This window comes from Candidatus Polarisedimenticolaceae bacterium (assembly GCA_036275915.1).
GTDB lineage: Bacteria > Acidobacteriota > Polarisedimenticolia > Polarisedimenticolales > DASRJG01 > DASRJG01.
This window is the reverse complement of record DASUCV010000009.1, coordinates 358,476-372,994: the sequence shown is the minus strand read 5'-3', so window position 1 is coordinate 372,994 and position 14,519 is coordinate 358,476. Positions and strand designations below refer to the sequence as shown.

General features: G+C 68.5%; 7 protein-coding genes and 1 pseudogene. 4 read left to right on the top strand and 4 right to left on the bottom strand.

What is annotated here, in order from left to right; all coding sequences use genetic code 11:
- Nucleotides 1-1,986 (bottom strand): hypothetical protein, encoded by a 1,986-nt coding sequence (locus VFV19_08550; GenBank protein ID HEX4824348.1) that lies wholly within the window; start codon nucleotides 1,984-1,986, stop codon nucleotides 1-3.
- 132 nt (nucleotides 1,987-2,118) lie between these two features.
- On the opposite strand from VFV19_08550, the gene VFV19_08545 reads away from it, so the two are divergent.
- Together VFV19_08545 and VFV19_08540 are read left to right on the top strand one after the other, a co-directional pair.
- Entirely contained in the window at nucleotides 2,119-3,960 is a 1,842-nt protein-coding gene (locus VFV19_08545) for a tetratricopeptide repeat protein (GenBank protein HEX4824347.1), read from the top strand.
- An 80-nt stretch (nucleotides 3,961-4,040) separates the two neighbouring features.
- Entirely contained in the window at nucleotides 4,041-4,943 is a 903-nt protein-coding gene (locus tag VFV19_08540; protein ID HEX4824346.1) for an SPFH domain-containing protein, read from the top strand.
- 56 nt (nucleotides 4,944-4,999) lie between these two features.
- Here VFV19_08540 and VFV19_08535 read toward each other — a convergent pair whose 3' ends face one another.
- The 3 genes from VFV19_08535 to VFV19_08525 all read right to left on the bottom strand — a co-directional run bounded on the left by VFV19_08535 (nucleotide 5,000) and on the right by VFV19_08525 (nucleotide 8,618).
- A complete protein-coding gene (locus VFV19_08535) occupies nucleotides 5,000-6,439 on the bottom strand; it encodes an FAD-binding oxidoreductase (protein HEX4824345.1) in 1,440 nt (479 codons plus the stop codon).
- 11 nt (nucleotides 6,440-6,450) lie between these two features.
- Nucleotides 6,451-7,269 carry a class I SAM-dependent methyltransferase gene (locus VFV19_08530; GenBank protein ID HEX4824344.1) on the bottom strand — a complete coding sequence of 273 codons (819 nt, stop codon included), beginning with the start codon at nucleotides 7,267-7,269 and terminating at the stop codon, nucleotides 6,451-6,453.
- Nucleotides 7,270-7,466: 197 nt separating this feature from the next.
- Nucleotides 7,467-8,618, bottom strand: coding sequence for a protein kinase (locus VFV19_08525; GenBank protein HEX4824343.1), 1,152 nt, complete (start codon nucleotides 8,616-8,618; stop codon nucleotides 7,467-7,469).
- A 69-nt stretch (nucleotides 8,619-8,687) separates the two neighbouring features.
- On the opposite strand from VFV19_08525, the gene VFV19_08520 reads away from it, so the two are divergent.
- Both VFV19_08520 and VFV19_08515 read left to right on the top strand, forming a co-directional pair.
- A complete protein-coding gene (locus VFV19_08520) occupies nucleotides 8,688-9,368 on the top strand; it encodes a hemerythrin domain-containing protein (protein ID HEX4824342.1) in 681 nt (226 codons plus the stop codon).
- A 241-nt stretch (nucleotides 9,369-9,609) separates the two neighbouring features.
- A pseudogene (locus VFV19_08515) lies at nucleotides 9,610-14,487 on the top strand (putative metal-binding motif-containing protein).
- Nucleotides 14,488-14,519 lie beyond the last annotated feature (32 nt).

Genomic DNA, 14,519 nt, shown 5'->3' with positions numbered 1-14,519 from the left:
CTACGGGCAGGTCGTGCTCTGCCGGGCGGGCCCTTGCGCGCCGGAGTCGTCGTCGTACCCGTAGGTCCCGTCGCCGCACGCGTTGACCCCACGGACGAGGTACCAGAAGCCTCCGTCCGAAGGGGGATCTTGCGGGTCGAGCGACGAGCCGCTCGCGTTACCGGAATCGAGGCACACCTCGTCGCCGCCGCCGGGTCCGACCGGGAGCTGCGCGAGGAGCCCGCGCAGCACCGACGACGTCGCGCTTCCCGGGGACGGCGTCCACGAGATCGTCGTGACGCCGTTCGATTGGGAGAGCATGACCCCGTCGCCGACGTCCGCCGGAAGGAGCGGGCCGGTTCCGGCGCACGTCCCGGACGTGCACTGATCGCCGGCGGTGCAGGAGTTTCCGTCATCGCACGGCGTGCCGTCGGGCTTTGCCGGAGTCGAGCAGCTCCCGGTGGCCGCATTGCACGTGCCGGCGTCGTGGCACGCGTCGATCGGCGAGCAAACGACCGGCGTCCCCGAGCACGCGCCGCTCACGCACACGTCAGCGGTCGTGCAGAGCCTGCTGTCGTCGCACGGCGTGCCGTCGGGCCGGTTCGGGTTCGAGCAGGTGCCGCTCACCGGGTTGCAGCTCCCCGCGCTGTGACACTGATCGAGCGGCGCGCAGACCACCGGCGCGCCGCCTGAGCAGACGCCCGACGAGCAGGTATCGCCCACCGTGCACGCGTTCCCGTCGTCGCACGGCGTCCCGTCTGGTCCGCTGGCGCACGGGCTGGGGACGACCGTGAGAGCGGTTGCCGTCGTCGGTTGCCCCGCGCGCCAGAGACCGATCGTGACGCTGCCGGTCCCCGGCCCGACATTCGCGTCGAAGCGGAAGTTGTAAAGCGTTCCCCACCGCAGAGCGTTCGAGTTTGCCGGGTTCTGGACCACCACCATCGCCCAGCTCACGGAAGTCGACTGGACCGTCGGCGTCCAGTCGGTGCCGTCGTACGGATCGCCGCTGTGGTAATCGACGTCGTGGAAGCCCGTGTTCGACACCGTCGTGCCCGCCGGAATCGGCACGGTGAACGATTTGCCGGCGCGCTGGTTCGTCAGATTCTGGAGGGCATACTCGTAGTGCCACATGCCTCCGCCCAGAGACGTCGCCTTGGCTGAGAGGATGAACCTCCCCTGATCGGCGTCGATGATGACTTCGCTGACCGATGGGTCCTGCGCCTTCCATGCTTGAATCCCGGCCTTCTGTGTCACCGTCGATCCGGTGAGCGTGAGCGTGAACGTACCGGTGCCGGTGAACGTGCACGGCCGGTAGGACGCGTTGTTCGTGTTGTTGCTCGCGGTCGCGTCGTCGTGGCTGACGTACTGCCCCTCCGCGAAGTAGAGAGCGCCGGCGTTCTGGGCGGGGTCGATGTCGGTGTTGTGGACCTGGAGGCGCTTGAAGATGGAGTTCCCGGTCGTGCTCTCGCGAGAATCGGGATAGAGGTAGACGCCGGTGAACGCGTTGACGTCGTCCTTCGGGCCGAGCCGCGTCTGCGTCCCGTTCAGGCCCGAATCGTAGGGATCGGAGCAGTGAACGCCGAGGTGCGAGCCGTTCGGCGCGGCGTTACAGTCGCTGAAGCACGCGCCCTGCTGGAGCGCCGTGAATCCGTGCTTGAGCCACGACTGGCCGATCTGCTCGAACCGGCCATCCTTGAGGCGGAACATGTTCTGGCCGATGACGGGGTGCTCAGCGGTGTTCGAGATCCAGTTCAGCCAGCACGATCCCTGGTTGCACGACGTCGTCCCGATCGAGTAGGCGCTGATCCCGCCGACCGGCGTATAGGACGTGACACCGGTGAGCACGCCGACGTAGACGTCGGGGCTGTTGCCGTTGAAATGGCAGGTCGCATCGCAGCAGGAGTTCGTGGTGCCGTTCGAGGCGCCGTCGTCGCAGTCCTCGCCGGGATTGATCGTGCCGTCGCCGCAGGCGGCGAACGCTCGGGGGGCGACGGCCGAGACGAGCACGAAGACGAAAGGAGCGAAGACACGTAAGGCGCGTCGACCAAGCATTTTCGGAATTCCCCCGGGCGAATGTACGACAACCACGCGCGCCCGGCCTAGAAAAATGACCGGTGATCTCTAGAATGACCGATCGAGATGGGTCGTTGTGAAGTAGGCGTCGCCGCCGAGGATCCCGCGCTTCCGGTGATCGGTCAGGGGTCGCTCGCGAAGGTTCGAAAATCGCGGCGCGGACCGTGGCGCGCCGCGGTCCTGATCGGCGTTCACGCGATCATCGCGATCCACATCACGCACTTCTTGATGACCCGGCGCTCGCTCTCGCCCGTCGAGCCTTCGGAATCGATGTACACGCTCGAGCTCGGCACCGTGAACGCCGGCTTCGTCTTCTTCGGCATCGCGCTCCTCGCCACGCTGATCTTCGGCCGCTTCTTCTGCGGGTGGGGCTGTCACATCGTCGCGCTCCAAGACTTCTGCGCGTGGATCATGAAGCGCCTCGGGATTCGTCCGCGGCCGTTCCGCGCGCGCCTGCTCGCGTGGACGCCGGCCGTCGTCGCGTTCTACATGTTCGCGTGGCCGAGCCTCGTGCGCCTTCTCTCTTCGCCGCGTGCGCCGTTTCCCGGGTTCACCAGCCGGTTCATGACGACCGACCTCTGGGCGACCTTTCCGGGACCCGTCTTCACGGTCCTCACGTACGCCGTGTGCGGCTTCGCCGCGGTCTACTTCCTCGGGGCGAAGGGCTTCTGCACCTACGGCTGCCCGTACGGAAGCCTCTTCGGCGCGCTCGATTTCGCTTCGCCGGGGCGCATCGTCGTCAGCGACGCGTGCGAGCAGTGCGGGCACTGCACCGCCTCCTGCACGTCGAACGTGCGCGTGCACGAGGAAGTACGCCTCTACGGCATGGTCGTCGACACCGGCTGCATGAAGTGCACCGACTGCATCAGCGTCTGTCCGAAGGGGGCGCTCTCGTTCTCCTTCGCGAAGCCGGCGCTCCTCAAGGGGCCGGCGCCGGCGCCTCGGGCCAAGCGCTACGACCTCAGCCTCGGCGAGGAGATCGCCGTCGCCGCCGTCGCCGCGGCATCGATCCTCGTCTTCCGCGATCTCTACGACGGGCCTCCGCTGCTTCTCTCGGTCGGGCTCGGCGGGATCACCGCGTTCACGGCGCTCAAGCTGTGGCATCTCGTTCGGCGGCCTTCCGCGCGCCTCCAGAGCCTCGAGCTCAAATCTTCGGGGCGCGTGACGTCCTGGGGCCGCGGCTTCGCGGTCCTCACGGTCCTCTGGCTGTTGTTCACCGCGCACAGCGCGTTCGCGCAGTGGCACCGCGCGTGGGGACGCTACGACCTCGAGCGCACCGAGGTCAACCGCGCGGACGGTCTCTCGGGCGCGTTCCGCGCGAAGGCGTACTCGCCGGCGCACGCGCGCGCGCTCGAAAGTGCCTACCGGCACTTCGCGCTCGCCGACCGCGTCGGTCTCGCGGGCGTCGTCGACGTCAAGCTCGGCCTGGCCTGGTGCCACCTGTTGCGCGGAGAGATCGCGCCCGCGATCGCCGAGGCGCGCGCGGCAGAGGCGCTGGCGCCCGGCCGCGACGACCTCCGCAAGAACGTCCAGGATCTCGAGGCGGCCGCCGCCGCCGGCCACTTCGCGAAGGCGAACGAGCTGGTCGACGCGGGGAAGCTCGAGGAGGCCGCGACGGAGTACGCCGCCTGCCTCGCGACCGCGCCCGACTCCGCGCCGGCCCGATTCAATCTCGGCGGCGTTCTCCGCCGCCTCGGACGCAACGACGAAGCGACCTCACAGCTCGAGCAGGCGGCGGCGCTTGCGCCGGACGATGCGGACGTCATGGTCGAGCTGGGGCTCGCCTACCAGGCGACCGGCGCCTCCGCGAAGGCGATCGCCTCGTACGAGCGCGCGATCGCGCTGGCCCCGGAGAGTCCCGAAGCGAAAGAGCACCTGCCGGAGCTCATCCGGGAGCTGAAGAAATAAGAGGTTTACAGTTCACAGTTGACAGTTCACAGACTGTCAACTGTCGACTGTAGACTGTCGACTTCCGTGGAGGTTCCGCCATGATGTGGGTCCCGCTCGCCGTCGTCGGTCTCATCCTGCTGTTCACGATCCTCGGGAGCTTCTTCACGGTGCAGACCGCGCGCGCGGTCGTCGTGACGCGCTTCGGCAAGTTCCTCCGCGTCGCCGACGCGGGCTTGAACTGGAAGGTCCCGTTCATCGACGCCGTCGCCGGCACGCTCAGCCTCAAGGTCGGGCAGATCAACCTCACGATGGAGACGAAGACGAAGGACAACGTCTTCGTGACGATCCCGATCTCGGTCCAGAACCGCGTGCGCGCCGAGAAGGTGTACGACGCCTTCTACAAGCTCGCGGACCCCGCCGCGCAGATCAAGTCGTACGTCGAGCAGGTCATCCTCGGCCACGTTCCGGGCATGACGCTCGACGAGGTCTTCGCCAGCCAGTCGAGCATCGCCCTCGCGGTCAAGAAGGAGCTCGACGCCGACATGGCGGGGTTCGGCTACGAGATCGTCAACGTGCTCGTCACCGACATCGTCCCCGACCCCAAGGTGAAGTCGGCGATGAACGACATCAACGCGGCGCAGCGCGAGCAGGTCGCCGCGGCCGCGCGCGGCGAGGCGGAGAAGATCCTCGTCGTCAAGAAGGCCGAGGCCGAGGCGGAGAGCAAGGCGCTCCAGGGGCAGGGGATCGCGAATCAGCGCAAAGCGATCGTCGAGGGGCTCCAGTCGTCGATCGAGCAGTTCCAGAAGGCGGTCGAGGGCGCGACCGCCAAGGACGTCATGCAGCTCGTCATGGTGACCCAGTACTTCGACACGCTGAAGTCGATCGGCGAGTCCGACGGGACGAACACGCTCTTCATCCCGCACTCGCCGGCGGCCGTCGCGGATGTCGGCCAGCAAATCTTGCAATCGATGCTGGCCGCGACTCCGCCGAAGCCCACATAAGGGGACAGCTACCGAATTAGAATGATATTTCGGTAGCTGTCCCCTCATTTACTGATCTAGCTCGCCACCGCCTCCGCCGGCGCCACGTTCTGATTCAGCCGGAAAAGGTTCTTCGGGTCGTACTTCGTCTTGAGGCGGGCGAGACGTTCGTAATTCGGTCCGTACGCGCCGCCTCGCACGCGGGCGGCCTCGTCGCCGGGCATGAAGTTCACGTAGACGCCGCCGGTCGCGAAGGGGGCCATGGTCTCGTAGACGCCGCGTCCCCATGCGACGCACCGCGCGTCGTCCTTCGCATCGCTCCAGCGCACGTGGACGTTCATGATGAACTCGACGCTCCGGTGCGGGTACGCGGTGGCGTCCGCGGCGACGCGGTTGATGGCGCCGCCCATGCTCGCGAGGAAGATCTCGCACGCCGGCGTGGGGAGCGTCTTCACGGCTGTGAGCATCGCGTCGAGCGCCTCGTCCGTGAGAGCGGTGAAGTCGTGCGACTTCCAGTAGTTCCGCTCGCCCGGCGTGAGCAGAGGATCGAACGCCGTCTGCCAGCCGGCGTAGGGGCTGGGGCCGACGACGTCGGCGATCGGCTTCCCGATCGCCTGGAACGGTGCCACCGCCTTCTTTCCCGCCTCGACATCGCCCGCGTAGCAGAGCGCAAGAACGACCACCTCGGTCCCGTGGACCTCCGGGGGCAGGAACGGGAGCGGGGGTGCCTTCCGCATGACGACCCAGCAGGTCAGCTCGTCCGGCGCGCTCGCGACCGCCTTGCGGTACTCGTGGAGCACGCGCTTCGCGTCCGCGAACGGGTGCACAATGAGCCCGGCGAGCACCTCCGGGCCGACCGGATGGAGCTTCATCGTGAACGAGGTCACGACGCCGAAGTTCCCGCCGCCGCCGCGGATCGCCCAGAAGAGATCGGGATTCTCCGTGGCTGTGGCCCGCACGAGCGTTCCTGACGAGGTGACGACGTCGGCCGACACGAGATTGTCGATCGAGAGGCCGTGCTTACGGGAGAGCCACCCGAAGCCGCCGCCCAGGATCAGTCCGGAGACGCCGGTCGTCGAGTTGATGCCGACCGGTGTGGCGAGACCGAACTCCTGCGTCGCCTTGTCGAGGTCGGACAGGCGCGCGCCCGGCTCGACCGTCGCCGTGCGCGCCGACCGATCGACCTTCACGCCGCGCATGAGCGACAGGTCGAGCATGAGCCCGCCGTCGCAGACGGCGTTGCCCGCGATGTTGTGACCCCCGCCGCGGACGGCGAGCAGCAGGTCGTGCCGGGCGGCCAGCTTCACCGTCTCCACGACGTCTTCCGCGGTCGCGGCGCGAACGATCGCGGCGGGCCGCCGGTCGATCATCGCGTTCCAGAGTGTACGGGCCTCGTCGTAGCCGTCCTCGCCGGGAAGGGCGAGCGTCCCGCGGAGGCTCCGGCGGAAGGCATCGGCCAGATCGGCGGTGATCTGCGCGCGATTTCCGTCCTTGGTCTTGACGACCATGTCGTTCATGGCATCTCCCTTCAGCGTGTGATGACGATCTCGAGATATTCGGCGGGGACCACCAGGCCGCCGCGCTTGCTGACGTTGTTCTCGTTCAAGAGGTCGACGAGCGCCCGGCGGAACTCCGCCTGCTTCGCTTCGTCGAGCGCGGCGAACGCCTTGTGCGTCGGCCCGTAGTAGGCGCGGAAGAAATCGACGTTGTGCTCGGCGGACGCGTAGCGGAAGTTGCAGATCTTGCGCTCCGCCTTGATGTCGCTCGCTCCCGCGAACAGCTCCGCGAGGCGCGCCTCGCTTCCCCAGCGCATCGGCGACTCGAGCCCCGCGGGCGGCGGCACGAACGAGCCGACCACGCGGAACATGTCGCCGAGGAACCCTTCCGGCGTCCAGCACGCGAGCCCGATGCGCCCTCCCGGTTTCACGACCCGAAGGAGCTCCGACGCCGCCTTCGCCTGGTTCGGCGCGAACATCACGCCGAAGGTCGAGAGCGCGACGTCGAACGAAGCGGCGTCGAAAGGCAGCGCCTCGGCGTCGGCCACCTGGAACGCGATCGGCAGCCGGTCCGCTTCCGCGCGCCGGCGTCCTGCCTCGAGAAGGGCGGGGACGTAATCGGTCGAGGTGACCTCCGCGAACCGCCGCGCGGCGGCGAGCGAAGCGTTGCCGTTACCGGCGGCGACGTCCAGCACCTTCTCGCCGGCGTGGATGTCCGCCGCTTCGGCGAGCGACTCGCCGACGATCTGGAGCCTCACGCCGATCTGGCCGAAGTCGCCGGACGCCCAGGTCGCCTGCTGCTTCACCTTGATGGCGGTCAGGTCGGGGGCGGGGGATTGAGTGGTGATCATGGCGTTCTCCGCTCGTCGTTCGTCCATCATGTGGCAAGTACACCGCCGCGGCATGTCCCGCCGTCTCAATCGCATGACCGATCGTCCGAAGGGAATAAGGTTTCAGAAACCGAGGGGACAGCTTCCGAAACTCAGAAGTGCGAGTTTCGGAAGCTGTCCCCTCTGAAGTCCCGATCTGAAAATCGGTGCCTGTCCCCTTATCCCCTCACGAGCGCCCAGAACTGCTTCTCGTTCAGGATCGTGATTTTCTGACCCTTCTCGCGGAGGCGCTTGATCTCCATGAGCTTCAACCCAGCGTCGCGGCCGGCGGCCTGGAGCGGGTTCGGGCGGCCGCGAACGAGGACGCTCGTCCGCGCGGATGGGCCGCCGTGGACGATCGCGCCGGCGCGCTTCGCGGCGCGCGCGGCGTCCTTCCGTGGCTTGGACAGGATCCCCGTGAACGCGAGGTGGACGCCTTTCAGCGACACCGACGCCCCGGCGCGCAGCCTCGCCGGCGGCTTCCCCAAGGCGTCGATCAGCTCCGACGCGCTCTCGTACCGCTTGCGCCTCTCGCCGATGCAGCGGTGGACGATCTCCTTCAGCTCGTCGCTGCACGTGAGGTGCCGGACCTCCGGAGTGCGGATGCGCTCGCGGGCGTCGCCCTTGACGAGCATCGCCAGGAGCTGGCCGACCTGGTAGACGTCGTCCCGGGCCCGCCACTTCGGAACGGCGCCCGCGACGACCTCGCTCGGCGCCATGAACGGGTTGAACGTGCGCACCCTCTCCCGGCGCCGGTCGCTCATCGAGCGCACGATGCCGAAGTCGCCGAGCTTGAGCTTGACGCCGTCGCAGACGAAGACGTTCATCGGCGTGAGATCGCGGTGGAGCAGCTCGCCGCGATGGAGCTTGCCGAGGACCTCGAGCACGCCCGCGATCTCGCGGCGGGCCGCTCGCTCGGACCACGGCTTGCCGCTCTGTTTGAGGAAGGCGCTCAGGTCGCCATGGCGTGCCCACTCGAGCGCCAGGCCGTAGATCGGCCGCCCTTCGCCCGGCATCCACGTGAAGCGGTCGTAGACGCGGATCGCGCGGGGGTGCCCGTCCAGGAGCTGGCCGAAGTACGCCTCGCGCACCCACGCATCCATGTGCGGGCTGACCTTGAGGCAAACGACGTCGGGCACGTGCTGCGCGCGCCCCAGGCGCTTGGCCAGGAAGACCTGCCCGTAGCCGCCGAACCCGAGCAACGCGCCGGCGCGATAGCTGATGCCGGACTCGATGCTATGGACGATCTGCCCCGGCGCCAGCAGCGCAGCGCCTCCCGCCGGCGTCGACCGGCGCGTGCGCGTCGTCTTCTGGGAAGCGGGCCGCTCCACGTCCGTATCCTACGGGCGTTCGCGCCGAGTCCGTGACGGGTTTACCGTGGACGCACCGAGGAGGCGTGCATGCTCACCAGACGCGAGCTTCTCAAGGTCTCGGCGGCGGCGGGGGCCATCGCCATCGTTCCCGCGTGTGCCGCGAAGGAACCGGAAAAAGGCGAAGACGTCTCGCCCGCCGAAGACCTCATGCGCGAGCACGGCGTGCTCAAGCGCATCCTGCTCGTCTACCGCGAGGGGATCCGCCGACTCGACGCGAGCCAGGACCTCCCGCCGCAGGCGATCGCCGATTCGGCCACGATCGTCCGGACCTTCATCGAGGATTATCACGAGAAGCTCGAGGAGGACTTCCTGTTCCCGCGGTTCCGCAAGGCGCGCGTGCAACAGGATCTCGTCGACGTGCTCGAAGCGCAGCATCACGCCGGTCGCACGGTGACCGAGGAAACGCTTCACCTCGCGAACGCGTCGGGAATCGCGACGCAGGACGGCCGCCGAGCGCTGAGCACGAGCCTCGCCGCCTTCATCCGGATGTACGAGCCGCACGAAGCGCGCGAGGACACCGTGCTCTTCCCCGCGCTCCGCACGATCATCAGCCCGAACGAGTACGACGCGCTCGGCGACGACTTCGAAAAGAGGGAGCACGAGCTGTTCGGGAAGGACGGCTTCGAGGGGATCGTCGAGCGGGTCGCGACGATCGAGAAGACCCTCGGCCTCTACGACCTGGCCCAGTTCACACCGCAGGCTCGCTAGCCTTTCTCGACCGGCGGCATCGAAGCGCCGCGGTCGCGATCCTCGGCGCTGTCGGCTGCTGAGCGGCTCGTCGACGGTTTCGTTCTTGGGCGCGGCGACGCGGGAACCGCCCTCTCGTTGCACTCGAGAGCGCCGGCCAATATGGACTCTACAGCAATCAAATGAACATGAGTGAACACCTACGGTTACCATCATTACCATTGTTCGGCCCTCGAACCGCCGTACCTCCGCTCGCATTGCGATGTGGGAGGTACGGACGATGCGCTACACGAACCGTCTCTTCGGATCGTTGGGACTCTGGGCCCTCGCGGTCGCCGCGGGGGGCGCGATCTGGGCGCTCTCCGGCAGCCCGTTCGAGGGAGCGGACGGCGACCTGACCGCCGGCGCCGGCACCGACTGGTCGTCTTTCGTCGGTAGCCCCGCGCTCTTCGTCGGCCAGGACACGCCGTCGGGGCAGAACGACGATTCGCTCCGCGGGAAGGAAGACGACGTCGTCCCCGGGATCGACCTCGGGTCGATCCCGTCGAACAAGAGCGACCTCCTTCGCTTCTACGTCGCGCACGAGCGGCTCGGCGCGGCCGGGAGCGAGCACGACTACCTCTACCTCGGCTGGGTTCGCTTCGACACGCTCGGCACCGCGAACATGGACTTCGAGTTCAATCAGTCGAACGTGCTCACCGCGAACGGCAGCACCGTTCAGCGAACCGCGGGCGACATGCTCATCACCTACGGCTTCTCCGGCGGCGGCAACCCGACGCTCGGGCTCTCGCGCTGGACGACGACCGGCCCTTGCGAGTCGGCGTCGTCCGGGCCGTGCTGGGGCCCCGTCATGCCGCTGACTGGATTCGCCGAGGGCGCGGTCAACACGGCCGCCGCCGTCTACGATCCGATCGCAGGAATCTCGCTCCCGGCGCTGACCTTCGGCGAGGCGGCGATCGACCTCACCTCCGCCGGCGTCTTCCCGGCCGATCAATGCGTCAGCTTCGGCCGCGGCTTCGTCAAGAGCCGCTCGTCGAACTCCTTCAGCGCCTCGCTCAAGGACTTCATCAAGCCGATCGACGTCTCGGTGACGAACTGCGGCACCGTGACGATCCGCAAGCATGCCGTGCCGCAGGACACGCAGGTGTTCGGCTTCACGTCGTCGCCCGAGCTGGGCGTTTCCTCTTTCGACCTCGACGACGACGGCAACGACGGCAACGCGCTCCCGAGCTCCCGGTCGTTCAGCGGCCGCTTCGAGAGCGCTCTCAGCGTCGCGGAGACGCCGCAGCAGGGATGGGATCTCACCGACCTCACGTGCTCCGGCCCCGGCACGCCGGTGCGCGACGCCGCCGGACGTCTCACGGGAGAGGTGACGTTGACCCCGTCGTCCGGTCAGACCGCGGACTGCACATTCACGAACACGAAGCGCGGACGGATCCGCGTCGTGCAATCGGTCGCGCCAGCCGGTGACCCGCAGGTGTTCGACTTCCAGCTCTCCGGCGGCCCCGACGCCTTGGCCTCGTCGTTCTCGCTCGTCGGCGGTGCGCCGGCGTTCGACAGCGGCTTGGTCCTCCCCGGGACGTACTCGATCGTCCAGGCGAACCCCGGTCTCGCGTGGGATCTCACGTCGGCGACCTGCGACGACGGCAGTCCGGTGAGCGCCGTCAACGTCGCCCCCGGCGAGACCGTGACCTGCACCTTCATCGACGTGAAGCGCGGCCGGATCGTCGTCGACGAGACGACCGTGCCGTCCGGCGACCCGCAGTCGTTCCCGTTCACCGTGTCCGGCGGCCCGGCCGCCTTCTCCGATGCGTTCTCGCTGACCGACGCGGCGGCGCCGCATGCGACCGCGCTCGTCCAGCCGGGCACCTACACCGCCGCGCAGAGCCCGATCCCCTCGGGCTGGGACCTCACCTCCGCGGTCTGTGACGACGGGAGCGCGCCGGTCGCGATCCACCTCGACCCGGGGGAGACGGTGCACTGCACCTTCACCCACACGCGTCGCGGCGCGATCCTGATCGACGAGGTGACGATTCCCGGCGGCGACCCTCAGGTGTTCTCGTTCTCGCTGACCGGCGGCCCGGACGCGATCGCGCAGAGCTTCGGTCTCGCCGACCAGACGGCGCCTCACGGCAGCGGGACGGTCAAACCCGGAACGTACGCGATCGCGCAAACGCCGGCGGGCGCCGCGTGGGACCTCGCGTCGGCGACCTGCGACAACGGGAGCCCGGTGAATGCGGTGCAGGTCGCGGCCGGCGCCACGGTCACGTGCACGTTCACGAACGTCAAGCGCGGCACGATCGTCGTCGACGTCGTGACGACGCCGTCGGGCGACGCGCAGTCGTTCGGATTCACGCTCTCGGGCGGGCCGGACGCCTTCAATGCGGCCTTCTCGCTCACCGACGCCGCGACGCCGTACGGCTCGGGCCTCGTGCGCCGTGGCACCTACGCGGCCGTGCCGCAGGCGCCGCCCGCCGGATGGGACCTCGCGAGCGCGACGTGCAGCGACGGCAGCGCGCCGGCGGCGATCGGCCTCGATGCCGGTGAAACGGTCACCTGCACCTTCTCCTACGTCAAGCGCGGACGGATCCGCGTCGACGTCGTCACGACGCCGTCCGGCGATCCGCAGTCGTTCCCCTTCACGTTGACCGGCGGTCCGGCCCCGAGCGTGAACGCCGCGTTCTCTCTCGCCGACGCGAGCGCGCCCTACGATTCGGGCGCGATCCGGCCCGGGACCTACACCGCGACACCTGGGTCCGTCTCGAGCTGGGACCTCGTCTCCGCGACCTGCGACGACGGCAGCGCCCCGAGCGCCGTCGGCGTCTCCGCCGGCGAGACGGTCACCTGCACCTTCACCTTCGTCGAGCGCGGGAAGATCATCGTCGACGAGTCGACGCTTCCCACGGGCGACCCGCAGCTCTTCGCCTTCAACCTGAGCGGCGGCCCCGACGCGGTCAACGCGAGCTTCTCGCTCGCCGATGCGACGGCGCCGTACCAGTCTTCATCGCTTCGAGCGGGAACCTACGCGGTTGCGCAGACGAACCCGGCCGGCTGGGACTTCACCGGCGCGACGTGCAGCGACGGCAGCGCGCCGAACGCGGTCGTGCTCTCCCCGGGCGAGGTCGTGACCTGCGTCTTCCACAACGTGAAGCGCGGCCGCATCCTCATCGACGAGGTCACACTGCCGTCGAACGACCCGCAGGCGTTCTCGTTCACGCTCGGCGGCGGCCCCGACGCGATCGCGCAGACCTTTTCCTTGACCGATGCGGCGGCGAAGTACGACTCCGGCCTCCTCCGCCCCGGCGCCTACGCGGCGGCGCAGGGCGCCCTGCCCGCGGGATGGGACCTCACCTCGGTGGTGTGCAGCGACGGCAGCGCGCCGGGGAGCATCGTGCTCGACCCGGGCGAGACCGTCACCTGCACCTTCACGAACACGAAGTGGGGACGAGTCGTCATCGTCGAGGACGCGCGCCCCGACGATCCGCAGGACTTCTCGTTCACGATCCAGGCCCCGAACGGCTCCTCCACCGGCTTCCTGCTCGACGACGACGGGAATCCGGCGAACGAGCTCCCGAATTCCATCGCGTTCAGCTACGCGCCCGGAGCGGTCGCCGCGCAGCAGGCCGATCCGGGCCAGCTCTGGGATCTGACGTCCCTCGCCTGCGTCAGCTCGCAGGGCCGCAGCGGCTTCGCGTCGGTCGATCTCGTCACGCGCCGCACCGCGTTCACCCTCAACGCCGGCGAGACCGTCACCTGCACGTTCGTCGACACGAAGCGCGGCCAGATCGAGGTCGTCAAGATGCTCGCCGACACGACCCCGGGCCCCACACTCGACCCGACGACGATCCCGTTCGAGTTCACCTCGGGCTGGGGGATTTCGTTCACCCTCAAGCACCTCGAGCACTACCTCAGCCCGTACCTCGCCGGCGGTCATAGCTACACGGTCGCCGAGACCCCGCTGTTCCCGTACCAGGCGTCGTCGGTCTGCGTCTTCCCCGACGGCACCCGCACGACCGGTGGCGCCAGCATCAGCGTGACGCCTCCTCCCGGCGCGATCGTGACCTGCACCTTCACGAACTCGCTCAGCGGCAGCCTCCACCCCGGCTCCTCGGGATTCTGGAAGAACTGGAGGAACCACTACACCGACGCGCAGATGCGCTCGATCATGGACGTCGCGTTCCGAGGCTCGCCGATCTACCTGTCGCTCTTCGTGAACGGGAACGGCGCGCTCCGAGCCGACGCTGTGACCTCGATCGACGCGATCTACGGCGGCTCGAACAGGACGCTGACCGAGTTGACGAGCACGATGCTCAACATCGCGGTGAGCAACCCCGCCAATCCAGCGGTTCACGCCCTCCAGATGAACAGCAACGTCTACCGCGACACGAAGCTCGTGCTCTCGCCGGACGTCGAAGCCCTGATCCGCAGCCTCGCGCCGTGCGACATGGCGGCCGGCGTCCGCATCGGCGACGTCATCGACATCGCGGAGGCGACGTGGACCGGCAACGTCGCCGCGGGGAGCTACCGCTTCGACCTCCTGAACGCCTCGGCTCAGACCACGCTCGGCGACATCTTCGGCACGTTCAACGTCGGCGGCAACCTCGCCATCGATCCCGGCTCGATCGACGGCAATCTGCGCGCCCTGAGGCTCGGCGGCCCGGTCACGAGCATCTGGTATCCGGACGCCGACGGCGACGGCCACGGCGTGCTCGGTGCGATCGCGCAGTCGTGCAACGGCACCGCCCCGGCAGGCTTCGGAGCGGGCTTCGACGACTGCGACGACACCCATGCGACCGTCTACCCCGGCGCTCCCGAGCTGTGCGACGGCCTCGAGAACAACTGCTTGGCCCCGAATTACCCGACCGCCCCGGCGAACGAGGCCGACGCCGATCACGACGGCTTCCGCATCTGCGCCGGCGACTGCGACGACACGCGCGCGACCGTCTATCCGGGAGCGCCCGAGATCTGCGGCGACGGCATCCGGAACGACTGCAACAACACCACGTGGACCCCCGCCTTCGAGCAGGACCACGACGGCGACGGCTACTCCGCCTGTTCCGGCGACTGCGACGACACGAATCCGGCCGTGCACCCCGGTGCGGTCGAGGTCTGCAACGGCATCGACGACGACTGCAACGGCCGCATCGACGACGACGCGTCCGGCACCGACAG